At 71.9% G+C, this 25098-nt stretch carries 23 protein-coding genes and 1 tRNA gene; 7 read left to right on the top strand and 17 right to left on the bottom strand.

Translation table 11 applies throughout. The features are described from left to right. Position 1 precedes the first annotated feature (1 nt). The 4 genes from OG904_RS03400 to OG904_RS03385 all read right to left on the bottom strand — a co-directional run bounded on the left by OG904_RS03400 (position 2) and on the right by OG904_RS03385 (position 5379). Positions 2 to 1264, bottom strand: a complete 1263-nt coding sequence (locus OG904_RS03400) for an ABC transporter substrate-binding protein (RefSeq protein ID WP_405487208.1) — start codon at positions 1262 to 1264, stop codon at positions 2 to 4. A 132-nt stretch (positions 1265 to 1396) separates the two neighbouring features. Then, positions 1397 to 3220, bottom strand: a complete 1824-nt coding sequence (locus tag OG904_RS03395; RefSeq protein WP_405487206.1) for an AMP-dependent synthetase/ligase — start codon at positions 3218 to 3220, stop codon at positions 1397 to 1399. A gap of 99 nt (positions 3221 to 3319) precedes the next feature. Next, positions 3320 to 3967 carry an NADPH-dependent F420 reductase gene (locus OG904_RS03390; RefSeq protein WP_405487204.1) on the bottom strand — a complete coding sequence of 216 codons (648 nt, stop codon included), beginning with the start codon at positions 3965 to 3967 and terminating at the stop codon, positions 3320 to 3322. 560 nt (positions 3968 to 4527) lie between these two features. Continuing rightward, the gene (locus OG904_RS03385; RefSeq protein WP_405487202.1) at positions 4528 to 5379 is read right to left on the bottom strand and encodes a LysR substrate-binding domain-containing protein; all 852 of its coding nucleotides are present in this window, start codon (positions 5377 to 5379) and stop codon (positions 4528 to 4530) included. Positions 5380 to 5542: 163 nt separating this feature from the next. Between OG904_RS03385 and OG904_RS03380 the strand changes: the two genes are divergently transcribed. From OG904_RS03380 to OG904_RS03370, 3 genes are all read left to right on the top strand, one after another. After that, on the top strand, positions 5543 to 6718 hold the full coding sequence (locus OG904_RS03380) for a bile acid:sodium symporter (RefSeq protein ID WP_405487200.1): 1176 nt from the start codon (positions 5543 to 5545) through the stop codon (positions 6716 to 6718). An 84-nt stretch (positions 6719 to 6802) separates the two neighbouring features. After that, complete coding sequence (locus OG904_RS03375) at positions 6803 to 7234, top strand: (2Fe-2S) ferredoxin domain-containing protein (protein WP_405487198.1); 432 nt, start codon at positions 6803 to 6805, stop codon at positions 7232 to 7234. Between the two features lie 183 nt (positions 7235 to 7417). Further along, positions 7418 to 7678 carry a hypothetical protein gene (locus tag OG904_RS03370; protein ID WP_405487196.1) on the top strand — a complete coding sequence of 87 codons (261 nt, stop codon included), beginning with the start codon at positions 7418 to 7420 and terminating at the stop codon, positions 7676 to 7678. Between the two features lie 54 nt (positions 7679 to 7732). Here the strand turns inward: OG904_RS03370 and fdhD are convergent, their stop codons facing one another. Then, entirely contained in the window at positions 7733 to 8566 is an 834-nt protein-coding gene (fdhD, locus tag OG904_RS03365) for a formate dehydrogenase accessory sulfurtransferase FdhD (RefSeq protein WP_405487194.1), read from the bottom strand. A gap of 205 nt (positions 8567 to 8771) precedes the next feature. On the opposite strand from fdhD, the gene OG904_RS03360 reads away from it, so the two are divergent. Continuing rightward, positions 8772 to 9713 carry a beta-ketoacyl-ACP synthase III gene (locus OG904_RS03360; protein WP_405487192.1) on the top strand — a complete coding sequence of 314 codons (942 nt, stop codon included), beginning with the start codon at positions 8772 to 8774 and terminating at the stop codon, positions 9711 to 9713. On the opposite strand, the gene OG904_RS03355 is transcribed toward OG904_RS03360, so the two are convergent. Then, entirely contained in the window at positions 9697 to 10896 is a 1200-nt protein-coding gene (locus OG904_RS03355) for a low temperature requirement protein A (RefSeq protein ID WP_405487190.1), read from the bottom strand. The two genes, OG904_RS03360 and OG904_RS03355, sit on opposite strands and share 17 nt — an antisense overlap. Positions 10897 to 11223: 327 nt before the next feature. On the opposite strand from OG904_RS03355, the gene OG904_RS03350 reads away from it, so the two are divergent. Both OG904_RS03350 and OG904_RS03345 read left to right on the top strand, forming a co-directional pair. Further along, a tRNA-Leu gene (locus OG904_RS03350) sits at positions 11224 to 11308 on the top strand. Positions 11309 to 11366: 58 nt separating this feature from the next. Then, the gene (locus tag OG904_RS03345) at positions 11367 to 11771 is read left to right on the top strand and encodes a DUF4440 domain-containing protein (protein ID WP_405487188.1); all 405 of its coding nucleotides are present in this window, start codon (positions 11367 to 11369) and stop codon (positions 11769 to 11771) included. Between the two features lie 162 nt (positions 11772 to 11933). On the opposite strand, the gene OG904_RS03340 is transcribed toward OG904_RS03345, so the two are convergent. The 7 genes from OG904_RS03340 to OG904_RS03310 form a co-directional block, all read right to left on the bottom strand. Continuing rightward, a complete protein-coding gene (locus tag OG904_RS03340; RefSeq protein WP_405487186.1) occupies positions 11934 to 13079 on the bottom strand; it encodes an agmatine/peptidylarginine deiminase in 1146 nt (381 codons plus the stop codon). A 112-nt stretch (positions 13080 to 13191) separates the two neighbouring features. After that, positions 13192 to 13959 (bottom strand): ABC transporter ATP-binding protein, encoded by a 768-nt coding sequence (locus OG904_RS03335; RefSeq protein WP_405497734.1) that lies wholly within the window; start codon positions 13957 to 13959, stop codon positions 13192 to 13194. Between the two features lie 116 nt (positions 13960 to 14075). Then, the gene (locus tag OG904_RS03330; RefSeq protein WP_405487184.1) at positions 14076 to 15086 is read right to left on the bottom strand and encodes an ABC transporter ATP-binding protein; all 1011 of its coding nucleotides are present in this window, start codon (positions 15084 to 15086) and stop codon (positions 14076 to 14078) included. Further along, positions 15083 to 15937, bottom strand: a complete 855-nt coding sequence (locus OG904_RS03325) for an ABC transporter permease (protein WP_405487182.1) — start codon at positions 15935 to 15937, stop codon at positions 15083 to 15085. Before OG904_RS03325 ends, OG904_RS03330 begins: the two co-directional genes overlap by 4 nt. Then, on the bottom strand, positions 15934 to 16893 hold the full coding sequence (locus tag OG904_RS03320) for an ABC transporter permease (RefSeq protein ID WP_405487180.1): 960 nt from the start codon (positions 16891 to 16893) through the stop codon (positions 15934 to 15936). Before OG904_RS03320 ends, OG904_RS03325 begins: the two co-directional genes overlap by 4 nt. Further along, complete coding sequence (locus OG904_RS03315) at positions 16890 to 18569, bottom strand: ABC transporter substrate-binding protein (protein WP_405487178.1); 1680 nt, start codon at positions 18567 to 18569, stop codon at positions 16890 to 16892. The genes OG904_RS03320 and OG904_RS03315 overlap by 4 nt, the downstream gene beginning before the upstream one ends. Before the next feature lie 114 nt (positions 18570 to 18683). Beyond that, positions 18684 to 19697, bottom strand: a complete 1014-nt coding sequence (locus OG904_RS03310) for an agmatine/peptidylarginine deiminase (RefSeq protein ID WP_405487176.1) — start codon at positions 19695 to 19697, stop codon at positions 18684 to 18686. A gap of 241 nt (positions 19698 to 19938) precedes the next feature. Here OG904_RS03310 and OG904_RS03305 point away from each other — a divergent pair, with 241 nt between their 5' ends. Next, a complete protein-coding gene (locus OG904_RS03305; protein ID WP_405487174.1) occupies positions 19939 to 20511 on the top strand; it encodes a TetR/AcrR family transcriptional regulator in 573 nt (190 codons plus the stop codon). 146 nt (positions 20512 to 20657) lie between these two features. On the opposite strand, the gene OG904_RS03300 is transcribed toward OG904_RS03305, so the two are convergent. The 4 genes from OG904_RS03300 to OG904_RS03285 form a co-directional block, all read right to left on the bottom strand. Next, positions 20658 to 22337, bottom strand: coding sequence for an urease subunit alpha (locus tag OG904_RS03300; RefSeq protein ID WP_405497732.1), 1680 nt, complete (start codon positions 22335 to 22337; stop codon positions 20658 to 20660). Positions 22338 to 22417: 80 nt separating this feature from the next. Further along, positions 22418 to 23131: an urease subunit gamma gene (locus OG904_RS03295; protein ID WP_405487172.1), complete on the bottom strand. Its 714-nt coding sequence runs from the start codon at positions 23129 to 23131 to the stop codon at positions 22418 to 22420. 66 nt (positions 23132 to 23197) lie between these two features. Continuing rightward, the gene (locus OG904_RS03290; RefSeq protein ID WP_405487170.1) at positions 23198 to 24379 is read right to left on the bottom strand and encodes an agmatine/peptidylarginine deiminase; all 1182 of its coding nucleotides are present in this window, start codon (positions 24377 to 24379) and stop codon (positions 23198 to 23200) included. Positions 24380 to 24538: 159 nt separating this feature from the next. Beyond that, positions 24539 to 25096, bottom strand: a complete 558-nt coding sequence (locus OG904_RS03285) for a TetR/AcrR family transcriptional regulator (protein ID WP_405497730.1) — start codon at positions 25094 to 25096, stop codon at positions 24539 to 24541. Between the last annotated feature and the right edge of the window lie 2 nt (positions 25097 to 25098).

Genomic DNA, 25098 nt, shown 5'->3' with positions numbered 1-25098 from the left:
CCTACTTGAAGGGGATGGGCTCGTAGCACTTGAACGGTACGGAGACCTCGTACGCGCCGTTCTTCAGCTGGACGAGCGCCCCGCAGCCGAAGCTGTCCTTCTGGCCCTTGGGCTCCGAGCGGTCGCCCACGAGGGTGGCGGAGTCGGTGAAGCCCTGCGCGGCGGCCTGGAAGGACTCGACGGTCAGGTCCTTGCCGGCCTTCTGCGCGATGGACAGGAACAGGTCGGCGGACATGTAGCCGGTCATCATGTGCATGTTGAGCGGTACGTCCTGTCCGCCCGAGGCGGCCTTGATGTCGGCCTTGAACTGGGCCATCTTCGGGTCCGTCGACTCGAACGGCTCGAACTGCAGCAGGACGTGCACGCCGTCGAGGGCCTGCTTGGTGGCGTCCTTGGCGAGCAGGCCCGGGTCGTAGTCGGTCGGGTCGGAGAGCAGCCCCTTGTACCCGCTGCGCTTGAGCGAGGTGAACAGCCCGATGTTGTTGGGGGTCTGCATGACCGAGACGACGGCGTCCGGGGCCTTGCCGTCGTTGCTCTGGAGGATCTCCTTGACGTACGCCGACCAGTCGCTCGGCACGGCGGTGCCGGGCACCGAGGCCTTGGCGTAGGCCACCTTGAACCCGGCGCTGGCGAAGCCCTGCTGGAAGGTGCGCACGCCGAACTTCCCGGCGTCGCTGTCGTTGGCGATGATCGCCACGGACTTGCCCTGGGCCCCGCCGAGCACCTTGCCGATGCCCTCGGGCCAGGTCTGGTTGATGGTTCCGCCGGGGGTGGGGACGAGGCAGCCGTTGAATCCGTAGATGTACTTGGGGCCGCAGAAGGAGGGGAGCGTGCCCCAGCCGAAGGTGGGGACCTTCTCCTGTTCCAGGAAGTCGGCGCCGGAGAAGGTCACCGAGCTCATCGGGGAGACCGCGAACACCTTGTCCTGCTGGACGAGTTTGCGGGCCGCGGCCAGGTTCTTGGCGGGGTCCTGCCCGTCGTCCTCGGCGCCGATGTAGTCGATCTTGCGGCCGTTGACCCCGCCCTCGGCGTTGGCCCTCAGGTAGCGGGCCTTCGCCCCGAGGTCGGTGTCCTTCTTGCTGTAGCCGCTGGCGCTGGTCATCGACACGATGCCGCCGACCTTGATCGAGTCGGCGCTCACCCCGCGGGAGGTGCCGGAGGCTCCCGGCTTGCCCGGGGAGGAGCTGTTGGAGGCGGAGTTGCAGGCGGATACGAGCGCGAGCGTCGCCGCCGCGGCGGCCAGGGTGCGGATCGGTCGCAACATGTGTGGATCCCCTCCGTCGGAATCCCCGCATTCTGTGCGCGACCTGACGCATCGTCAATATCAATGACAAGTAAAGTGACGGCCCGTCAGGTAACGGTTTCGGACCGGTGGGACGGTCGCTTCCCGCGCCCGTCAGGACTGGTAGAGGGCCGCCACCTCCTTCGCGTAGGCCTTCTCGATCGCCCGCCGCTTCAGCTTCAACGAGGGGGTCAGCAGCCCGCGTTCCTCCGAGAACTGCTCGGCCAGGACACGGAACGTACGGATCGACTCGGCCTGCGAGACCAGGGTGTTGGCCGCCACCACCGCCCGGCGCACCTCCACCGTCAGATCGGGGTCGAGCACCAGGTCCGCCGCCGGCAGCTGCGGGCGGCCGCGCATCGCCATCCAGTGCGCGACCCCCTCCATGTCCAGGGTGAGCAGGGCCGCGATGAACGGCCGGTCGTTGCCCACCAGTACGCACTGCGAGACGAGCGGATGCGAGCGGACCCGCTCCTCCAGGGCCGTGGGTGCCACGCTCTTGCCGTTGGAGGTCACCAGGATCTCCTTCTTGCGCCCGGTGATCGTCAGGTACCCGTCCGCGTCGAGACGCCCCAGGTCCCCGGTGGCCAGCCACCCGTCGCGCAGCACCTCCTCGGTGGCGCGCGGGTCGTTCAGGTACCCGGCGAAGACGTGGCGGCCGTGCAGCCAGATCTCCCCGTCCTCGGCGATGTGCACCGTACTGCCGGGGATCGGCCGGCCGACGGTGCCGTACTTCGTGGCCCCGGGCGGGTTCGCGGTGGCCGCCGCGCAGGACTCCGTCAGCCCGTACCCCTCGAAGACCGTGACCCCGGCGCCGTCGAAGAACAGCCCGAGCCGGCGCGACATCGCGGAGCCGCCCGACATGGCGTGCCGGACCCGGCCGCCCAGCGCGTCGCGGACCTTCCCGTACACCAGCTTCTCGAACAGCTGGTGCTCCATGCGCAGCTTCGCCGAGGGGCCGGGCCCGAGCCCGAACGCCTTCTGCTCGCGCGCCTCCGCGTACCGCACGGCCGTGTCCACCGCCCGGTCGAAGGGGCCGGTCCGGCCCTCCGCCTCGGCCTTGCGGCGGGCGGCGGCGAAGACCTTCTCGAAGACGTACGGGACCCCGAGCACGAACGTCGGCCGGAACGCGGCGAGGTCCGGCAGCAACTCGGCCGCCGCCAGCACCGGCTGGTGTCCGAGCTTCACCCGGGCACGGACGGCCGCCACCTCCACCATCCGCCCGAAGACGTGGGCGAGCGGCAGGAACAGCAGGGTGGAGGGCTGTTCGCCCGGCCCGGCCCGGAAGACGGACTCCCAGCGGGTCACCATCGTGTCGGCCTCGAACATGAAGTTGCCGTGGGTCAGCACACAGCCCTTGGGGCGCCCGGTGGTCCCCGAGGTGTAGATGACGGTGGCCGTCGCGTCGGGGGTCACGGCGCCCCGGTGGCGGTGCACCACGTCCTCGGCCACCTGGAGGCCGTCCTGGACCAGCCCGTCCACCGCGCCCGCGTCCAGCTGCCACAGCCTGCGCAGCCGCGGCAATCGCTCGATGACCGACCCGACGGTCATGGCCTGGTCCTCGTCCTCGACTATGCAGGCCGTGCACTCGGAGTCGTACAGGATCCAGTGGACCTGCTCGGCGGAGGAGCTGGGATAGACGGGGACGGGCTGGGCGCCGATCGCCCACAGGGCGAAGTCGAAGAGCGTCCACTCGTACCGGGTACGGGACATGATCGCGACCCGGTCCCCGAAGCGGATGCCGTGCGCCAGCAGCCCCTTGGCCAGCGCGACGACCTCCGAGGCCAGTTCGCCGGAGGTCACGTCCCGCCAGACCCCGCCGCTCTTGCGGCCCAGCACGACCCGGCCGGGGTCCTCGCGGGCGTGCAGGAAGACGACATCGGCCAGACCGCCGACGGGCGAGCCCGTGACGGCCGGTGGGACGGTGATCTCGTGCAAGGCCCCGCTCCTCTCCGTGCGGCGCGGCGACGCTATCCCACGCCTACCCGCAAGTGATCACGGAAGGGAGACCTCCACAAGACCTCCCCAGCGGCGCGTCTAGGCCGTGACCACGGAAAGGTTGAAGTCCACCGGGCCGAGCACCCCGTAGAGGCGAAGCCACAACGCCATCAGCGCCTCGGTGGCGCGGGCGCTCGACAGGTCGCCGAGATCGATGATCTGGGAGGGGCCCCACCCGAAGGAGCGCAGCAGCGCGGCGGTCTCGGCCTTCGCGTCGGCGTCGTCGCCGCTGACGAACACGTTGTGGTGGCCGGGCACGCGGCCGGGCTCGACCATGACCGCGTTGTTCATGGTGTTGAGGGTCTTGACGACCCGGGCCCCGGGGAACGCCTTCTGGAGCTGCTCGGCGATGCTGTGGCCGTCCGGGGTGACGACCCTGGGGGGAAACCCCTCGGAGAAGTCCAGCGCGTTGGAGACGTCGACGATGGTCTTCCCCTCGAGGTTGGCGGCGCCGGCGGCCTCCAGCACGGCGAGGGAGACCAGCCCGCCGGTGGCGTTCACGACGAGCTCGGCGCCGGCGGCGGCGTCGGCGAAGGTCCCGTGGGCGCCGCCGGTCTCATCGGCCCACTTCCGGGCATCGGCGTTGTCCGCCGTCCGGGATCCCATCGTGACCTGGTGTCCGACCGCGACGAGCTTCCCGGCCAGCTGCCGGCCGACTTCGCCGGTCCCGAGTACTGCGATCCTCATGTGCGCCCGTCCCCGTTTCCCGATGTCCCGTTCCGTACGAATCGCCGCCCGGTGCGGGCCGGTTGGCGTAGGGCGACCCTAGGCGTACGGGGTCCCGCCCGGCAGCACATTCCGGCCGTGGCCGGGTAACGATCCCGACCACCCCACCACCGGTGCCCGGCCCCGGCCCCCGCGCCTCAATCGCCGGCGGGGCTTGGTTTTGGCCGGTGCAGGTCTGCACGTGCGTGCAGCGAGGCGGGCTGGATTGCCCGCAGGGCAATTCCGGCCCCGCCGGCGTTTGAGGCGCGGGGTCCGGGGTGGAGCCCCAGGGGCCTCGGGCGGAGCCCGGGTCCAAGGGGCCGGGCTCCGCCCGGGGAACGGTGGAAGGGCGGGTATGGGGAGAGCCCCGCAGGGCAGCGGCACCCCGCAGCCGGTCCCGGTCCGGTCCCGTACCGGTCGTTCCGGCAGAGCCGCGTCCCCAGCCCGGGTGCGGAGCCCCAGCGGGAGCAGGCCGGGCCCCTCGGCGCACCGCCGGGTCTTGGTCGTGCGGGGCGCCTCCGGCGCCGGGTTCGTGGACGCCGCTACGCGGCGCGCGTGAGCCGGTCCGCTCCCGAGAGGATCGCCGCGGCCAGGGCTTCCGCGGCGGGGGAGACCCGGGGGCCGCGCAGGAGGGCGAACTCCACCGAGCCGAGGTCCGGCAGCCCGCCCACCCGGACCAGCCCCGGCGGGATCAGTCCCCGGGTGTGGGCCATCACGCCCAGCCCCGCCCGCGCCGCCGCGATCAGACCGCTCAGGCTGCCGCTCGTACACGCGATCCGCCACGGCCGCCCGTCCGCCTGCAGTACGTCCAGCGCCCGCGCCCGGGTGATCCCCGGCGGCGGGAAGACGATCAGCGGAACCGGCCGGTCCGGGTCCACCCGCAGCCCATCCGCCCCGATCCACACCATCCGGTCCCGCCACACCAGCCGCCCCCGCTCGTCCCCGTCCCCGCGCCGCTTGGCGAGCACGAGGTCGAGGCGCCCCGCGTCCAGCCGTTCGTGCAGGGTCCCCGACAGCTCCACGGACAGTTCCAGCTCCACCTCGGGGTGTTCGTGCCGGAAGGCCTCCAGGATCTCCGGCAGCCGGGTCAGCACGAAGTCCTCCGAGGCCCCGAAGCGCAGCCGGCCCCGGATCCGGGTTCCCGCGAAGAAGGCCGTCGCGCGCTCGTGCGCCTCCAGGATCGAGCGGGCGAAGCCGAGCAGGGCTTCGCCGTCCTCGGTGAGTTCCACGCTGTGCGTGTCACGGAGGAAGAGCGGCCGGCCCGTGGCCTCCTCCAGCCGCCGCACGTGCTGGCTGACCGTGGACTGGCGGACGCCGAGCCGGGCGGCGGCCTGCGTGAAGCTCAGTGTCTGGGCGACGGTGAGGAAGGTGCGCAGCTGAACCGGGTCGTACATGGCTGTGCATCCTACTCCCGCTCATCACGGCTCGTGATGACAGTCAGAGCGGTGTACGGGTTTCCCGATCACCACCCCACCCCCGAGGATGAATGGAAGGAAGGCCCGCCCCGCCCGCCCCGCCCGCCCCGCCCGCCCCCGCCCCGAGCAAGTGAGCATCCCCATGCGCCGCCCGCACCTCCCCGCCCGGTTCCCCGTGGACCCGTTCATCATGGGCCTGCTCGCCACCGTCGGCGTCGCCGCCCTGCTGCCCGCCCGCGGGGCGGCCGCCCCCGTCGCGCAGGGTGCCTCCACCGCGGCCGTGGCCCTGCTCTTCTTCCTCTACGGCGCCCGGCTCTCCACCCGCGAGGCCCTCGACGGCGTGCGGCACTGGCGGCTCCACCTCACCGTCCTCGCCTGCACCTTCGTCCTCTTCCCCCTCCTCGGCCTCGCCGCCCACGCGCTGGTCCCCACCCTCCTCACGCGCCCGCTCTACGGCGGCCTGCTCTTCCTCTGTCTGGTCCCCTCCACCATCCAGTCCTCCATCGCCTTCACCTCGATCGCCCGCGGCAACGTCCCCGCCGCCATCTGCGCGGGCTCGTTCTCCAGCCTCATCGGCATCTTCCTCACCCCCCTCCTCGCCGCCGGCCTGCTCGGCAACAGCGCGGGCGGCTTCTCCCTCGACTCGCTGCTGAAGATCGTCCTCCAGCTGCTCCTGCCGTTCCTCCTCGGCCAGGCCCTGCGGCCCTGGGTGGGCGGCTTCCTCGTCCGCAACAAGAAGGTCCTCGGCTACGTGGACCGCGGCTCGATCCTGCTCGTCGTCTACTCCGCCTTCGGCGCGGGCATGGTCGCCGGGATCTGGCACCAGGTCAGCGTCCCGCGACTCGGCGTGCTGATGGCGGTGGAGGCCGTGATCCTGGCCGTGATGCTGCTGGTCACCTGGTACGGGGCGAAGCGCCTGGGATTCAGCCGCGAGGACCGGATCGCCATCCAGTTCGCGGGGTCGAAGAAGAGCCTGGCCGCCGGACTCCCCATGGCCAGCGTGCTGTTCGGCGCGCAGGCGAGCCTCGCCGTGCTGCCGCTGATGCTCTTCCACCAGATGCAGCTGATGGTCTGCGCGGTCCTGGCGCGCCGCCGGTCGCAGGACCCGGAAGCCGGGGAAGCGGCGCGGGCCACGGAATCCACGCAGCCCCCGCAGGCCGTGCAGCCCTCACCGGCCGCGCAGCCCTCGCAGCCCACACCGGCCGCGCAGCCCATACCGGCCGTGCAGACCGCACCAGCCGCGCAGCCCACACCGGCCGTGCAGACCGCGCAGCCCACCCAGGCCGCACCAACCACCCAGCCCACACCGGCCGCGTAACCGCCCGGACCCTCCGCCGGACATGTGGCGGAGGTCTCGCGCACCCCCCAACACCCCGTCCCGCGGGCCCGGTAACGTGCGGCGGTGACCTGGATACGCCCGCTCTCCGCCCACGCCCCGCGCCCCTGCACCCTGGTGGTCTGCCGGGGCTGCTGCTGCGGTGACCCCAGCAAGAACCCCGGCACCGACCACGCGGGCCAGCTGGCCCGGCTGCGCGAGGCCGCCGCGGCCTCCGGCGGGCGCCTGGCCGTCCGTACGACCGACTGCCTCGGCCTCTGCGCGCAGGCCAACGTCATCGTGGTGCAGCCCACCACCGAGGCCCGCCGCCGGGGCGCCCGCGCGGCCTGGTTCGGCTGGGCCCTGGACGACACCGCCACCGACGAGATCATCGCCTGGGCCGAATCCGGCGGCCCCGGAGCCACCCCCGTCCCGCCGACCCTCGACCTCCATCGCATAGACCCCCCGGCCCCGAAGCCGGCCGCACCGGGCTCCCGCCGCGGCCGCCGGGGGCGCTGAAGCGCGGCCGGGGGCCCCGGGAGCCGCGACCGCACCCGGGGAGCCGCGACCGCACCCCGGTCGGGGCACCGTAAGCGCGGAGGGGGTCCGGGAGCCGGAAGCGTTAGAGCGGCGAAATGTCGCCTTCTTCTAGCTTCGGGGTGTCAGTCGAACCCGAACCCCCCACGGCAAGGAGCCCCCCCCATGAAGTTCAGCAAGCGCATCGCCGCCACCTCGGCCGCCGTCCTGCTCGGCACCCTCGCGCTCGGCGGCGTCGCCAACGCCGCGGACGGCGGCGGAAAGGCCGCGCCGCAGAAGACGGTCGAGGCCGCCCCGGGCACCGAGCACGCGGCCGCCAAGAAGATCGAGCCCGCCTCCAAGGACAACCCGTACAGCCAGACCGTCGAGGCGAAGCCGGGTACCGCGCACACCGGCGCCGGGGTCCTGGCCGAGAAGCAGAAGTAGTCCATCGCGGCGCGCGGGGGGCCCGGCACCGGCGGCCCCCGCCCCGCGGCGGCCTCACGCCGGCAGGAGGATCCGCTCCTCGCCCGCGTAGATGTTCATGTCCCCGCCCCGCAGGAAACCTACGAGCGTCAGCCCCGACTCCAGCGCCAGGTCCACCGCGAGCGAGGACGGCGCGGACACGGCCGCGAGGACCGGGATGCCCGCCATCACGGCCTTCTGCGCCAGCTCGAAGGAGGCCCGGCCCGACACCAGCAGGACCGTGCCCGCCAGCGGCAGCCGCCCGTGCCGCAGCGCCCGCCCGACGAGCTTGTCCACCGCGTTGTGCCGCCCCACGTCCTCCCGTACGTCGATCAGCCCGCCCTCCGCGGAGAACAGCCCGGCGCCGTGCAGCGCGCCCGTGCGGTCGAAGACCTTCTGCTCGGCGCGCAGCCGGTCCGGCAGCTCCCCGAGGACCCGCGCGCTCACCCGTACCGGATCGTCCGCGAGCCCCGGGAACAGGGTCGCCGTGCGCACGGCGTCCAGACTGGCCTTCCCGCACAGGCCGCACGAGGACGTGGTGTAGACGTTCCGCTCCAGCGTGATGTCCGGCACCGGAACTCCCGGGGCCAGTTGTACATTCACCACGTTGTAGGTGTTGGTCCCGTCCTCGGCGGCGCCCTCGCAGTAGGTCACCGCCCGGACGTCGGAGGCCGAGCCGAGCACGCCCTCGCTGACCAGGAAGCCGACGGCGAGCGCGAAATCGTCACCCGGCGTGCGCATCGTGATGGCCAGCGGCTTGCCGTTCAGCCGTATCTCCAGCGGCTCTTCGGCCACCAGGGTGTCCGCCCGGGAGCCCACCACGCCATTCCGGATACGGACGACGCGACGGCGTTCGGTGACCCGTCCCATGTGATCAGCCCACCTGTTCTGTCCTTGTCATACGCCTGGGTGACCCATTCTCCCGGATCCGCTTCCGGCACCTTCCCCGGCTGGAAGATCCTCGGGAAGCTCCAAATTCAGGGCACCTAATCCTGTCGGGTCACGCGCCCCTGTACCCGTCAGTAGCAGGCAAAGCTGGTAAATCCTGACTGCCTTACAAGGGGGGACCCCGCCCATGACCGGTTCACGCGTGGTGGCGCTAGGGCACTACCAGCCCGCGAAAGTGCTCACCAACGAGGACCTCGCGGCCATGGTGGACACCAACGACGAGTGGATCCGGTCCCGCGTCGGGATCAAGACCCGCCACATCGCGGGCCCCGAGGAGCCGGTCGACGAGCTGGCCTACCAGGCCGCGGGCAAGGCCCTCGCGAGCGCCGGTCTGACCCCCGACGACATCGATCTCGTCCTCGTCGCCACCTCGACCGCGATCGACCGTTCCCCCAACATGGCCGCCCGCGTCGCGGCCAAGCTCGGCATGGGCGGGCATCCCGCCGTCATGGACATCAACGTCGTCTGCTCGGGCTTCACCCACGCCCTGGCCACCGCCGACCACGCGATCCGGGCCGGCGCCGCCACCCGGGCCCTGGTCATCGGCGCCGACAAGATGACCGCGATCACCGACTGGACCGACCGCACCACCTGCGTCCTGACCGGCGACGGCGCCGGCGCGGCCGTCGTCGAGGCCTGCGAGGAGCCGGGCATCGGCCCGGTCCTGTGGGGTTCGGTGCCCGAGATGGGCCACGCGGTCCGCATCGAGGGCTCGCCGCCGGTCTTCGCCCAGGAGGGCCAGTCCGTCTACCGCTGGACCACCAGCCAGCTCCCCCCGCTCGCCCGCAAGGTCTGCGAGAAGGCCGGGGTCACCCCCGAGGAGCTGGCCGCGGTCGTCCTCCACCAGGCGAACCTGCGGATCATCGAGCCGCTCGCCGCCAAGATCGGCGCCGTCAACGCCGTCGTCGCCCGCGATGTCGTCGACTCCGGCAACACCTCGGCCGGCTCCATCCCGATGGCCCTGTCCAAGCTGGTGGAGCGCGGGGAGATCCCCTCCGGGGCGCCCGTCCTCCTCTTCGGCTTCGGCGGCAACCTCTCCTACGCCGGCCAGGTCATCCGCTGCCCGTAGCCCCGGCCCCGGCCCCGGCCGCCGCGGACCCGGCGGCCCCGGGCGCCCCGGCCGCCGGCCGCGTGCCCCGGACCTCCGCCGCCAGCGCGGTCACGAGCACCAGGACGAGCCCGCCCAGCTGCCAGGCGGCCCCGAGCCGCATGCCGGCCGCGGCGGTCGCCAGTACGGGCACCACCGCGAGCGCGCGGAACCGTACGGGCCGGATCCCCAGCACCAGCCGGAAGGCGACGTCCCCGGCCAGGTAGCAGGCCACCCCGCCCGCGAGCGCGAGGGCGGGACCGGCCGGCAGCTGCTCGCCCAGGTGCCCGATGCTCTTCTTCACGCCCGCCGAGAACGCGGCGATGCCCAGCAGCATCGGGATGAAGGCGTAGTAGTACGCGCGCAGCGCCAGCTTGAAACGCCGTTCCGGGGGAGTGCTCGCGAAGACGTGCTCGGCGCGCCCCTCGTCGCGGACGAAGTACATCCACCACAGGGCGGCCCCGACGGCCAGTGTCAGGAAGGCGCCCACGGCGATCCCGAAGGTCAGCGGCAGCGACCCCACCCCGATGCCGATCGCGATCACCGATTCACCGAACACGATGATCAGCAGCAGCCCGTGCCGCTCCACGAAGTGCGCGGCGCCGATCCCGCCGAGCTGCACCTCGATGGTCGTCCCGGCGGCCGGACCGGCTCCCGGGGCCGTCGCCCGCCGCGAGATGGCGGGCGTGACGAACTGGAACAGCAGCGCCAGCGCCCACAGCCCCAGAGCCGCGGCCCCGTCGAAGAACCCGGCGGCCGTCACCGACAGCGCGGACAGCGCGTTCGGCAGCGCGAACCAGAGCACCCCGCGCCCGTGGGCCTGGCTGTACAGCGCGCTGTGCGTGATCACGACGACCAGGTAGCCGAGCCCGAAGGCGACCCCGCCGTCCCCGAAGGCCGTCGGCACGGCCAGTGCGCACACCAGGAACGCGCCCATGGCGAGCAGGAGGAGCAGCCGGCGCACGGGCCGGTCGGGCGGCACCTGGTTGGTCAGGTAGGCGTAGCCGCCGTACATCCAGAACAGCACCGTGAAGATCAGCAGCACCCGCCCGGCGCCGCGCGGGGTGAGGTCGTCCGCGAGCAGCACCGTCAGCTGGGTGATGGTGAAGACGAAGACGAGGTCGAAGAAGAGCTCCAGCGTGCTGACGCGATGCTCGGATTCCATACGTGGTTCCCCCTGGACTCAAACGTGCGGCGCCCATCCGATCGGCTCGGAACGCCGCTGTCCAGCGGATATCGGCATCCGGGAGCCCGCGGGGCGGTGCGACCCGGGAGGTGCGCAGATCCCGTCCCCGGGGGCCGGGGCGCGGCAACGCGGGCAACCGGTCGCGAGACGCTGCGTCTCCCTCGGCCGGTGGGGTCCGGCCCCGGGCATGCCCGCAGGTCAGCGCGGCGCGTCGAACCCGGCCCGGCCGAAATACCTGGTCGGAACCCCGCCGAACCTTTGCTATTGTTGTCCATGTCGCCGCGGGAAACCGGGGCCGACCACCTGGTCCGGGTGGCGGAATGGCAGACGCGCTAGCTTGAGGTGCTAGTGCCCTTTATCGGGCGTGGGGGTTCAAGTCCCCCCTCGGACACAAGCGAGAACCCCACTTCGGTGGGGTTCTTTTGCGTTCCACTATGGGAGGGGTCCCCGTGTCCGGAGTCAAGGCCGAACTCGACGAGCTGATGCGCGTCTTCCTCGGCGCCTTCACCAATACCGCGGGAGCGCGGCCCAACCTCGACGCGGTCCGCGAGGTGTTCATCCCGCAGGGAATGATCATCAAGAACGTCGGAGCCGAGCCCGTGGTCTACGACCTCGACTCGTTCGTCGAGCCCCGCGAGAAGATCCTCACCGACGGAACGCTGACGGAGTTCCGCGAATGGGAAGTCGCCGAGCGGACCGAGATCTTCGGGTCGATCGCGCACCGGTTCAGCGAGTACGGCAAGTCCGGTTTCCTCGACGGCGAGTGGTTCGAGGGCTCCGGCCGCAAGACCACCCAGTTCGTCCGGACGCCCGCCGGCTGGCGGATGAGCTCGATGGCCTGGGACGACGTGTAGGCGGACGCCGGACGCCGGACGCCGGGCGCCCTGCGCCGGTCGGCCACGGGCTGCGAAGCGCAAAGCCGTACGGCCCCCTGCGGACAGCAGGGGGCCGTACGTCCTTACCGTGCCGGCGGCCTGGCGGTCCGGCGGCCCAGTGCTGCGGTGCAGGGGGATCGGTTACGCGACCGGCTGCTGCTGGGTGACGCAGTGGATGCCGCCGCCGCCCGCGCCGAGGCTGTCGATGTTGAGCTGCTCGACGACCCGGCCCGGGAAGATCCGCTGGAGGGTCTTCTTGGCGGCCGCGTCCGCGGTGCTGTCACCGAACTGCGGGGCGATGACGGCGCCGTTGCACACGTAGTAGTTGGCGTAGGCGCCCACGAAGTCCGGGTTGGTGGAGCGGATCTTGTCGTAGTCCGGGCCCTGCAGCTTGGTCACCGCGACCGCGTGGCCCTGGGCGTTGGTCGTGGTCGACAGGATCTGGTACTGCTGGCGCGCGTCGTTCGACCAGGCGTCGGTGTCCTTCGCGAGCGGCATCTGCACCAGTCCCGACCCCTCGGCGAGGAACCGGGAGGTCGCGTCCACATGGTCGTCGGTGATGTCCCGGCCGAGTACGCCCTTGAACCAGACGACCTTGGAGGCACCGAAGGCGGCGCACATGGCCGCTTCCAGCTGGGCCTGGCTCACCCCGGGGTTGCGGTCCGGGTTGATCAGGGAGCTGCGGGTGGCCATCAGGGTGCCCGCGCCGTCCGTCTCCACCGCGCCGCCCTCGCCGGTGAAGGAGGCCGTGCTGAACGGCACTCCGGCGTAGGCGGCGACCCGGCCGGCGACCAGGGCGTCCTTGGCGTGGGTCTGCTGGTTGCCCCAGCCGTTGAAGTTCAGGCCGACCGCGTCCAGGCCGCCGGATCCGTTGGTACGGAACACCGGGCCGCTGTCGCGCATCCAGCAGTCGTCCACCGGGATCGTGCTGATGACGGTGACGGCCGAACCGCAGGCGCTCCTCGCCTTCGAGACGCTCGCGGAGTTGGCGCACATGACGACCGGCTCGTACTTCGCGATGGTCTTCGCGATGAGCGCTATGTTCGCCTGGACCCCCGAGAGCTTGCTGCCCCAGATGGCGGAGCTGTCGGGCCACGCCATCCAGGTCCGGGTGTGCCGGACGGTGTCGATCGGTACGGCGAAGCCCGCGGCCGCGGCCGCGGCCCCGGCCCTGGCCCCGGCCGGGGCCGACGGACGGACGGCCGCGAAGGCCTGCCCGCCGACCGATGCCAGGGCGGCCCCGGCGGCCGTGAGGCCCGCGGCCGTGAGGAACCCTCGTCTGTCCAACTTCCTTGCCACGTGCTCGTTCATCTCTGATCTCCGATCAGTCATGAGGGGTGCGCGAATGCGTGGATCCGATGAACCGATGGGTGTGGGCGCCGCCGCGCCCACACCCCCCTCACAGAGCGCGACGCGCAGCGGCGATGCTCCGGGGGTCCCACCCCGGGCGGGGTACGGACTCCAGGAGCAGGCGCGTGTAAGGGTGCTGGGGGTCGGCGAGTACCCGCGCCGTCGGGCCCGACTCGACGATCCGGCCGCTGCGCATGACGATCACGTCATCGGTGACGCAGCGCACGACGCCGAGGTCATGGGTGATGAACAGGTAGCCGATGCCGGTCTGTTCGCGGATGTCGAAGAGCAGGTTCAGGATCTGCGCCTGCACCGAGACGTCCAGGGCGGCCACCGCCTCGTCGAGGACGAGGACGGAGGGCTCGACGGCCAGCGCGCGGGCGATCGCCACGCGCTGGCGCTGTCCGCCCGACAGCTGCCGGGGCAGGGCGTCCGCCTCGCGGGAGCCGAGCCCGACCTGGTCGAGCAGTTCGGTGATCCGGCGGGTGTGGTCCGCGCCGGGGAAGTGGAGTCTGAGGGTCTCCCGGATCGCGGCGCCCACCGTGGTGCGGGGGTCCAGGGACAGGAAGGGGTCCTGGAAGACCATCTGGATCTCCCGGGCCCGCTCCAGGCGCCCCGCCCTGCCGCGCCGGTGTTCGCCCCGGTCGCGGCCGTGGATCAGGACCCGGCCCGAGTCGGCGTGTTCCAGACCGACCACGATGCGGGCGGTGGTCGTCTTGCCCGAACCGGATTCGCCGACGATGCCCAGGGAGCCGCCCTTCGCCAGCCGGAAGGACACGTCGTCCACGGCCTGGACGCTGCCGTAGGCCCGGTGCAGGCCCGCGACCTCGAGAACGGTCTCCGGCGCGGCAGGTGCGGCAGGCGAGGCAGGCGCGCCCGGATGGGTTGCCCGGGTCGGCTCGTTCGGCTCGGTCGTCAAGATCCTCACGGTCCTCATGGGTGGAGTTCCTTCCGCTGCGTCCCCGCCCGTTCGCGTTCCACGAGCAGGTCACCGTGGTGGCAGGAGGCGAGGCGGCCCGGTTCGCCGGCGACCGGGAGCAGCGCCGGGGCCTCCCGGGTGCACACGTCGGTCGCGAGCACGCAGCGTGCGGCGAAGGGGCATCCGGTCATTTCCTCGCGCAGGCTCGGCGGCCGGCCCTCGATCGCGGCGAGCCGCCCCCGGGGCGCGTCCAGGCGCGGGGTGGAGTTCAGCAGTGCCGCCGTGTACGGGTGGCGGGGCCGGGCGAACAGGTCGTCCGCCGGGCCCGTTTCCACGATCCGGCCCGCGTACATCACGTAGACCCGGTCGCTGATCGCGGCGGCGAGGCCGAGGTCGTGGGTGACGAACAGCAGCCCGGTGCCGAAGCGTTCGCGCAGTTCACCGAGGAGGGCGACCACCTCGGCCTGCGAGGTGACGTCCAGTGCCGTGGTGGGTTCGTCGGCGAGGATGAGGGCGGGGTCGCCCATCAACGCGGCCGCGATCACGACGCGTTGCAGCATGCCGCCGGAGAGCTGCCCGGGGTACTTGCGCAGCGCCGCGGCCGTGAGGCCCACGGCCTCCAGCATCGCCACCGCCCGCTCCTCGGCGGCCTCCTTGGAGGCCTTGGCGGTCAGGCGCAGGCTCTCGGTGAGGAAGTCGCCGACCCGGCGCATCGGATTGACGGCCGCCCGGGGGTCCTGGAAGATCATCGCCGCCGTGCTGGTGCGCAGTACCCGCAGCCGCGCGGACGACATCGTCAGCACGTCGTCGCCGACCACCCGGACCTCGCCCTCCGTGCGGGCGCCGCGGGGCAGCAGCCGCAGCACGCTCCGCGAGGTGAGGCTCTTGCCGGAGCCCGACTCGCCGACCAGTGCCACGGTCTCCCGGGCTCCGACGGTCAGGTCGACCCCGTCGAGGACGGGCCGGGAGGTGTCCGGCAGGTGCAGTCGCAGCCCCTGGATCTCAAGGGTGTTCAGCGGTCTCATCGGTCCCTCCTGGATACCTTGTCGGCCCAGCGCTCACCGACGACGTTGAAGGCGACGACGGTCAGCACGATGGCCGCGCACGGCACGACCGCCGAGAGCGGGTAGCCGGCCTGGATGGCCGCGTTCCCGTCGAAGACCATGCGGCCCCAGTCGGGGGTCAGGGCGGGCACGCCCAGTCCGAGGAAGGAGAGACCGGCCAGGTCGATCAGGGCGTAGCCGAAGTTGATCGTGGACTGGGCGAGGACGACGGGCATGACGGCGGGGACCACGTGGCGCAGGCAGATCTGCGTCCCCGAGTGGCCCTGCACCCGGTACGCCTCCACGTACGGGCGGGAGCGTTCGGCCAGGACGAGGGAGCGGGTGAGCCGGCTGACGTAGGGCAGGTAGGCGATGGCCAGGGCGAGGACGGGGGCGAGCAAGCCCTCGCCGTAGACCGAGACGATCAGGATGGCCAGCAGCATGCCGGGGAAGGCGAAGACCAGCTCGGTGCTGCGGGAGAGCACCGAGTCGAGCCAGCCGCCCCGCCAGGCCGCGGCGGTGCCGATCGCCACGCCGGCCGCGGTGGAGAAGACGACGACGCCGAGCGGGCCCAGGAGCGAGGTGCGGGCTCCCAGGACCAGCCGGGAGAACGTGTCGCGTCCGGAGGAGTCGACCCCGAGGAGGTGGTCGGCGGAGGGGCCCGCGAGGGCGTTGCCGAGGTCGACGGCGTTGGGGTCGTAAGGCGTGATCCAGGGGGCCAGCACCGCGACGAGGACGACGAGGGTGACGAATCCGGCGCAGAGCAGGGAGAGGGGGGCGCGGGAGGTCCGGAGCCGGGCGAGGCCCGGCCGGCGCACCAGGACGGCGCTCACGCGGCCTTCTTCGAAGGCCCGAGGGAGACCCGGGGGTCGACCAGCGGATGGAGCAGGTCGACGACGAGGTTCACCGTCATGAACAGCGCGACCATGATGAGGGAGATGGCCTGCACGGTAGGGAAGTCCTTGGTGGTGGTGGACAGTTCGAGGAGCTGGCCGATGCCGCCCACGCTGAACGCCGACTCCACCAGGACGGTGCAGACCAGCAGGGTGGAGACGATGAGCCCGCCGGTGGTGAGCACGGTCCCCAGCGCGTTGCGGAAGACGTGCCGCCGGATCACCAGGCTTTCGCGGACGCCCCGGCTGCGGGCGACCGTGACGTGCTCCTGGCTCAGGACGTCGAGCATCGCGGCGCGGGTGACCCGGGCGAGCATGCCGATCAGGTAGAGCGCCAGCGCGACGGAGGGCAGGGTCAGGTGCCACAGCATCGACCCGAACCCGTCACCGGCGCCCCCGGTGGGGAACCAGTGCAGCCGTACCGCGAACAGTCCCTGCAGCAGGACGGCCGCGACGAACGACGGGGTGCCGATGGCGAAGGTGGTGGTCACCAGGATCGCCGAGTCGGCGGCCCCGCCGCGGACCGCGCCGATCCAGCCCAGGAGCAGCCCGAGCACGAGGACCAGTACGAGCGCCATCGAGATCAGCATCAGGGTGTTGGGCAGCCGGTCGGCCAGCAGCCGCGACACGTCCGTGCGGTACGTGATCGAGCGGCCGAAGTCCCCGTGCAGCACCTGGCCGAGCCAGCGCAGGTACCGCACGGCGAACGGGTCGTTCAGGTGGTAGTGCTCGTTGATCGCCTGCAGGGCCTCCGGGGAGGCGGAGCGGCCGCCGAGCAGGAAGCTCGCCGGGTTGCCCGGGGCCAGGTACAGCGCGCCGAAGATGACGAAGGAGGCGCCGAGCAGGGTGGCGGCCATCTCGGCCAGCCGTCGTACGGCGAAGCGCAGGAAACTCATCGTGCGGCCGCCCCGACGTCCGCCGCCCACGGGTAGTAGAGGTAGGAGATGGTGGTGGGCGCGCCGGTGATCCGCTTGCCCAGGAAGACGGCGGTCGGCCATTCGGCGACCGGGATCCACAGCAGCTGGTCGGCCGCCTTCTTCTGGAGTTCGGCGGCCGCCGAGAAGCGTTTGGCGGGGTCGTACTCGGACCGGGCCTTGTCGGTCAGCGCGTCGTAGGCCTCGTCGCTGTAGCCGGCGTAGTTCTGGTAGGCCCCGGTCTTGAAGTTGCTCAGCAGGTCCATCGGGTCCGTGACGGAGTCGTAGTACGTCTCCGGGAACATGTCCAGGCCCTCGCGCGCCTTGGGGTCGGTGAACAGCGAGGTGAAGGCGTTGGGGGCGATGGTCTTGAGCTCGACCTTCAGGCCGATCTTGGTTCCGGCGTCCTGGACGGCGGTGGCCAGCAGCGACACGTCCTGGCCGATCGAGCTGGTGGCGATGGTCACCGTCTTGCCGGTGGCGCCCGCCTCCTCGACCATCCGCTTGGCCGCGTCGATGTTCTGCTCGGGCGAGGGCAGGCCGGCGAAGGCGGAGTCGCGGAGGTTCGCGGGGGCCCCGGCCCAGGCGGCCTTGGTGGTGAGCGAGGTGGTCACGGTGCCCGCGCCGCCCAGACCCGCCTTGACGAAGCCGCTGCGGTCCAGGGCCAGGGACAGCGCCCGGCGGACGCGGACGTCGCCCAGGGCGCCCTTCATGCTCGTGACGTTGACGTTGACGGTGCTGAGGCCCTCGCCGAAGTAGAGCGTTCCCGCGCCGCTGGCGCGCAGCCGGGCGTAGCTCTCGGTGGGGATCAGGTACCCGCCGTCGGCCTCGCCGCTCAGCATGGCGTTCGTGCGGGCGGAGGGGTCGGTCAGGAAGGTGAAGACCGCCTTCTTCGACTTGGCCTTGGTGCCCCAGTAGCCGTCGAAGCGCTGGAGCTCGACCGACTGGCCCTTGTTCCAGGTGCCCAGTTTGAAGGGGCCGGTGCAGTCCAGGCTGCCGGAGGTGCCGTAGTTCTCGCCGGCATTCTCCACGCCCGCCTTGGAGGCCACCACGCCCGCGGCGGTCGCCATGTACTGCGGGAACTGCGAGTCGGGCTGCTTCAGCGAGACCGTCACCTGGAGCGGGCCGGTCTTCTTGACGGACTCGACGTTCTCGAACTGGCTGGCCCAGGCCGCGCCGTTCGCGGGGTCCGTCTGCCGGCCGAGGCTGAAGACCACGTCGTCGGCGGTCATCACGGAGCCGTCGTGGAAGTGCACGCCCGCGCGCAGGTCGTAGACCCAGGTGAGGGGGGTGGGGTTGGTGGCCTTCTCGGCCAGGCCCGGGACCGTGGTGAGCTGCGGGGTCCACCGCATGAGGCTCTCGCAGACGTTCGACAGGATCGTGTTCTGCGGGTAGTCGAAGGCCGCGATGTAGTCCAGCGTCGGCGGTTCCGCGTACAGGGCCCAGGTGAAGGAGTCGAGTTCACCGGCGGCGGCGGGGGTGCCCGCGGACAGCTTGAAGGCGGTGTCCGTCTTGGGTCCGCCGCCCTTGGGCGGGCCGGCGCAGGCGGCGAGCAGGCTGACCGCGGCCAGCGCGGCGACCGGGAGCGCGTACCGGCGGCGGGTGGACCGATGACGGGTGGACCCGGCGGCTCCGGTCAGGGGAAGGGCTCTGGGCATCGGTGCTCTCTCTTCCATGCGGGGCGGGGAGGTACGGACCGGGCGGCCGGCGGAGGCGAGTGGCGGGACTCGGGGCGGGCCGCCGGTCCGGGCACGGCGAAGGGGGCGAGCAGGTCAGGCGGTGCGGCCCGCGGCGGGGACCTGCTGGGTGATGCAGTGCACGCCGCCGCCGCCGTACGCGATCACGCGCGAGCGGACTCCGACGACCTTGCGGCCGGGCAGGGCGGACGCGATGACGGCGAGCGCGCCCTCGTCCTCGGGGGTGTCCGCGACCGGGACGACGACCCCGCCGTTGGCGATGTAGAAGTTGAGGTAGCCGACCTCGGTCTCCTTGCCGTCGACGTCGACGAACGAGCTCTGCGGCAGGTCGATGATCGTGAAGGGGCGGCCGGCGGCGTCGGTGGCCCCCTCCAGGACGGCGCGGTTGGCGCGCATGCGCTCGTAGTCGGGGTGGGCGGGGTCGTCCGGCAGCTGCACGACCACCGTGGCGGGGGCGACGAACGCGCAGACGCCGTCCACGTGGCCGTCGGTCTCGGTGTCCAGCAGACCGCCGTACGGCAGCCAGATCACCTTGGTGACGCCGAGGCGGGCGATCAGCTCGGCCTCGATCTCCCCCTTGGTCATGTCCGGGTTGCGGTTCGGGTGCAGCAGGCACTGCTCGGTGGTGATCAGGGTGCCCTCGCCGTCGACGGTGATCGCACCGCCCTCGAGGATCATCCGGGAGTCGATCCGGTCCACACCGAAGTGCTGGAGCAGGGCCGCGGCGATCTTGTCATCGGTGTCGTAGGGGAAGTGCTTGCCGCCCCAGGCGTTGAAGCGGAAGTCCACGCCCGCCCGCCGGCCGTCCTGGCTGAGGACGAAGATCGGGCCGGAATCGCGGAACCAGGAGTCGTCCAGCGGGAGCTCGATCACGTCGACGCCCTGCCCGCACAGTGCACGGGCCTCGTCACCGGCGCCGGGCAGGGCGACCATGGTGACCGGCTCGAAAGTGGCGATCGCCGCGGCGACCTGGGCGTACTCGGCCTTGACCTCGTCGAAGACGTCGCCCCAGAGTTCCTGCCGGGTGGGCCAGGCCATCAGACAGCCCTCGTGTTCGGTCCACTCGGCCGGCATCCGGAAACTGGTCATGATCTCTCCTGTTTGAAAATTTAGTCAGTAGGTGTGGGAGTGCCCGCATCCTCCACCGAACTGAAAATTCAGTCAATGGTTCTGGCCAAGCTGTTGCGGAACTGGCCACACCGCGTGTCGAAGGGTGTGCGGGCAGTGGTTCAAAGGGGCCTGATCGCGACATTGCCGCCAGAAACCGGGCCCTGATGTTACGGTCAGGAAAAGCCCCAGGTGACGAGCCCGGCGGGTAGAGTGACCCTTCGTGTCAGACCGTCGATCGGAAATACTCAGGGCCGCCACGCGAGTGATCGCGCGCCGCGGCGTGCGCGGGCTCCGCGTGGGAGAGCTGGCCGCCGAAGCGGGCGTGTCCACCTCGCTGATCTACTACCACTTCACCGACCGCGCGGGGATCCTGCGCCGGACGCTGGAGTTCATCAGCGACCGTGCCGAGCGCTACACGGCCGAGCGGGAAGACGGCCCGGACGACCCGGAGAGCCCCCGCGAGGAACTGAAGCGGACCCTGCTCCTGGAACTCCAGGACACCCCGGAAGTACGCGAGAACAGCACCGCCTGGGGCGAGCTCAGGGCCAGCGCCGTCTTCGATGCCGACCTGCGCGAGGACGTGGCCAAGGCCACCCACAGCTGGGTCCACGAGATCTCCTACCTCCTCGCCCAGGCCCGGCCCACCGGCACGGCCCCCGAGCACGCGGCCGCCGCCGAACGGCTCACGGCCCTCCTCGAAGGCCTCAGCGTCCGGTGGCTCAGCGGCTCGCTTCCCCTGGAACACGCACGCCGGCTCCTCGCCGAGGCGATCGACGGGGAACTGACCGTCTAGCGGACGGCAGGCCGGGCATGGAGGCGGAGATGAGCGGCGCCACCCGCGGGGCCGCCGGGCCGGCCCGCCTGGGGGAGCTGCCGTCTGGAGGGAGCTCAGCCTAGGGGAAGCTCAGCCCAGGGGGAGCGCCGCTGAGGGGGCGCCGTCTAGAGGAAGTACAGGCGGCTCAGCGAGATGGAGTCGGCCGGCTCGGAGACCAGCGGCTCCCCGTCGAGCGACACCAGCCCCGTTGCGGGGTGCACGTCCACGCTGCCGGTCCGGCTGTTGCGGAGCATGTCCTTCGGCCCGATGCCCCGGGTCCCGCGGACCGCCACGCGGCGGCGCCGGGTGGGCATCAAGTCACCGTTCTGCACAGCCGCTTCGGAGACGAACGCCACGGATATGTCGGCTGCGGTGGCCCCGTACGAGCCGAACTGCGGTCCGAGCACCAGCGGTTCGCAGCGGTCGGTGGCGGCGTTCGGATCCCCCGTGACCCCGTATGCCGGGAATCCGCCCTTGAGGACCAGCTGCGGTTTGGCGCCGAAGTACTGCGGGCGCCACAGCACGATGTCGGCGAGCTTGCCGACCTCGATGGAGCCGATCTCGTGGGCCAGGCCGTGGGCGATGGCCGGGTTGATGGTCAGCTTGGCCATGTAGCGCAGCACGCGCTCGTTGTCGTCACCGCTCCGCGCCGTCCCGTAGGAGCCCTCGCCGTCCATCGGACCGAGCTCGGCCTTCATCTTGGCGGCCATGGCGAAGGTGCGGCGGATGGTCTCGCCCGCGCGGCCCATGCCCTGGGCGTCGGAGGAGGTGATGCCGATGACCCCCAGGTCGTGCAGGAGGTCCTCGGCGCCCATCGTGCCCGCGCGGATCCGGTCACGGGCCATGGCGGCGTCGCCGGGCAGGTCCGGCTTGAGGTCGTGGACGGAGACGATCATGCCGTAGTGCTCGGCTACCGCGTCGCGGCCGAAGGGCAGGGTGGGGTTGGTGGAGGAGCCGATGACGTTCGGCACTCCGGCCATCTTCAGGACGTTGGGGACGTGGCCGCCGCCGCAGCCCTCGATGTGGAAGGCGTGGATGGTCCGGCCGTCCAGGACCCGCAGGGTGTCCTCGACCGACAGGCACTCGTTCAACCCGTCGCTGTGCAGGGCGACCTGCACGTCGTACTCCTCGGCCACGCGCAGGGCGGTGTCCAGGGCGCGGGTGTGGGCGCCCATGTCCTCGTGGACCTTGAAGCCGGAGGCACCTCCCTCGGCGAGCGCCTCGATCAGCGGGGCCGGGTCCGAGGAGGAACCGCGGGCCAGGAAGCCGATGTTGACGGGCCAGGCGTCGAAGGCGTTGAAGGCGTGCTTCAGCGCCCACGGGGAGTTGACGCCCACACCCCAGACCGGGCCGAACTCCTGGCCGATGATCGTGGTGACGCCCGCGGCGAGCGAAGCCTCCATGATCCGCGGGGAGAGCAGGTGCACGTGCGTGTCCACGGCGCCCGCGGTGGCGATCATGCCCTCGCCGGAGACGATCGAGGTGCCGGTGCCGACGACCACGTCGACCCCGTCCAGGGTGTCGGGGTTGCCGGCCCGGCCGATCGCGTGGATGCGGCCCTCGCGGATGCCGATGGAGACCTTGCGGACGCCGAGGACGGCATCGATGACCAGCACGTTGCTGATCACCACGTCGCAGGTGTCACGGACGGCCGCGGCCTTGAGGTGCAGTCCGTCACGGGCCGTCTTGCCGAACCCGGCCAGGAACTCGTCCCCGGGCCGCTGCGCATCGGACTCCACCCGGACGATGAGCCCGGAGTCCCCGAGCCGGACCCGGTCGCCCGCCCGCGGCCCGTGGACGGCCATGTAGTCGTGGGGGTCGGTACTGTCCGCCGGGGCCGCGCCCGGACGGCCGTGACAGCCCGCGGAGTCGAAGATGCTGCCGCTCATGCCTGCTCCTGCTCCTGGTGCCGGTATTCGGTGAGGTACCCCGTCGCCCGGGCCTTGGCCAGGGCGGCCTCGCGCGCCCCGGGGGCGTCCAGCGGGCCGTCGACCAGACCGGCGAATCCGATGGCGACGCGCGCCCCGCCGATGGGCACCAGGTCCACCACGACGGAAGCTCCGACGTCGAAGCGGACCGAGGAGCCCGCCGGTACGGCAAGCCGGGTGCCGTAGGCGGCGGCGCGGTCGAAGGCGAGGCGCGGGTTCGACTCGAAGAAGTGGAAGTGCGAGGTGACGCTGATGGGCACGCCGGAGGTGTTGCGCACGGCCAGCCGCACCGTCGGTTCGGCGGGCCCGTACCCCTCGCCGTCCCCGGGCAGTCCGGCGCCGGGAGCGTCGGCCCCGAGCGAACCCGCCTGCCGGAAGGGATCGTCGATGACGCAGAGCCGGGTGCCGTCGTCGAACACCGCCTCGACCTGGATCGAGGTGACCACGTCGGGCACTCCGGGCAGCACGTCCTCGGCGCCGAGTACGTGACGCCCCGCATCGATCGCCTCGGCCAGCCGGCGGCCGTCGCGCGCCGCCTCGCACACGGTGTCGGTGATCAGCGCGGTCGCCTCGGGGACGTTGAGCTTCACGCCGCGCGCGCGGCGGGTACGGGCCAGTTCGGCCGCCGTGAAGATCAGCAGCCGGTCCCGCTCGGTCGGTGTCAGTCGCATCGCATACGGCCTCGTCTGTGAAGGGAAGGGGCGGAGCAGGGGTCGGCGGCTCCGGTCCGGGGTCCGCTACGGGAGCGGCTCGTGCATCGTGGAGCAGTGGATGCCGCCGCCCCCGGCCATCAGCCGGTCGACGTCGAGCTGGACGACGGTCCGGCCGGGGAAGGCCGCGGCAAGGGTGGCCCTGGCCGCGGCGTCCTTCGCCGCGTCGCCGAACTGGGCGGTGATGACCGCCCCGTTGACCACGTGGAAGTTCAGGTACGAGTCGACGAACTGGGAGCTCTTCGAGCGCACCGTGTCCGGGCCGGCGACCCGGATGACGGTCAGCCGCCGCCCCCGGGCGTCGGTGGCGGCGGAGAGGACCGACAGCTGCTCGCGGGCGTCGCGCGCCCAGACGTCGTCGCGGTCCGCCGGCGGCACCTGCACCATCACGACACCGGGGCGGACGAAGCGCGAGGTCACGTCGATGTGGTCGTCGGTGATGTCCTTGCCCTTGATGCCGGGGACCCAGATCATCTTGTCCGCGCCGTACGCGCGCAGCACGGCCTCCTCCACCTCGGCCCGGCTCATGCCCCGGTTGCGGTTCTTGTTGACCAGGCTGCTCTCGGTGGCCATCAGGGTGCCGTCGCCGTCGGTCTCGATCGCCCCGCCCTCGCCGACGAACTCCGTCCTGGTGAAGACGAGGTGGTTGTCGTACGCGATGGTCTCGGCCACGTCGGCGTCGTAGGAGTGGGTCTGCTTGTTGCCCCAGCCGTTGAAGTTCAGGCCGATCGCGTCGAGCCCGCCGCGGCCGTCCCGGCGGAAGACGGGTGCGATGTCGCGCATCCACAGGTCGTCGGTGGCGACCGAGGTGATCACCTCGACCGCCGGGCCGCACGAGGAGCGGGCCGCGGCGGCCGTGTAGGCGTCCGGCGCGCACATGACGACGGGCTCGAAGCGCGCGATGGTCTTCGCGATCAGCGCGATGTCCTCCTGGACCCCGCCCAGTGCCCGGCCGCCCCAGATGGACGGGCGCGACGGCCAGGACATCCAGGTACGGGCGTGGCGGACGTCGTCCCGGTCCACCCGCCAGCGCGGCAGCTCCGCACTCGCCGGCCGCGGGGCCGCCGACGGGGCTGCGGACGCCGCCACCGGGCCGAGCACGGATCCCGCCGCTCCGAGGCCGGCGGCCCCCAGGACGTGCCTGCGGGAGGGGGAGGAGCCGAAGAGCCGGCCGAAGAGGGAGCGGTTACCGGTGGGGGAGCCGTGCATCGGTGAATCTCCGGATCAGGTGCGGGCGCCGAGATTGGCCGTGGCCAGAACTCTGTCACTGACTGAAAATTCAGTCAAGATGTGAGACGTGCGTGATCCCCTGAGATGACCGGTGGGTGTAGTGATGCGGGCTGGACTGGTGGGACCAGTGGTGCGGGGTCAGGCGCGGGCGAGGCGGTCCAGCTCGGCGGCGATGGCCGACACCATCAGCTCGCGGGCGTGCGCCAGGGGCAGGCTGCCGCTGAGCCAGCGCGCGCTCAGCCCCTCCACCAGGGCCGTCAGCCGCTCGGCGGCGCCGGTGAGCGGCGCGGGACCGGCGGTGGGCTCGACCCGGCCGAGCAGCTCGGTCACTTCCTGGATCCATACGCGGGTGGCGCCGGCGAGCTCTTCCCGCAGGTCGGGGTCGAAGACCGCGCTGGCCCGCAGCTCTCCCCAGGCCGTGCTGTTCTCCCGCACCCCGGGGGCGTCCTGGAACTCCAGCAGGAGCGTCTGCTCCAGCTCGCCCCGGGCGTCGAGCGGCGGCCCGGCCGGATCCCGCTCGGTCGTGTACCGCTCCGCGCGGTCATTGATGAACTCCAGGGTCGCGCGCAGAATGCCCGCGCGGTCCTTGAAGTGGTAGTAGATCAACGCCGTGGACACACCCGCCTCCGAAGCGAGCTCCTCCACGCGCAGGCCGCGGACGCCGCGCCGGGCGATGACCCGCGCGGCGCCTTCCATGA

It is taken from the genome of Streptomyces sp. NBC_00096 (assembly GCF_045041305.1).
Taxonomy (GTDB): Bacteria; Actinomycetota; Actinomycetes; order Streptomycetales; family Streptomycetaceae; genus Streptomyces.
This window is presented reverse-complemented; position numbering and strand designations above follow the sequence as displayed.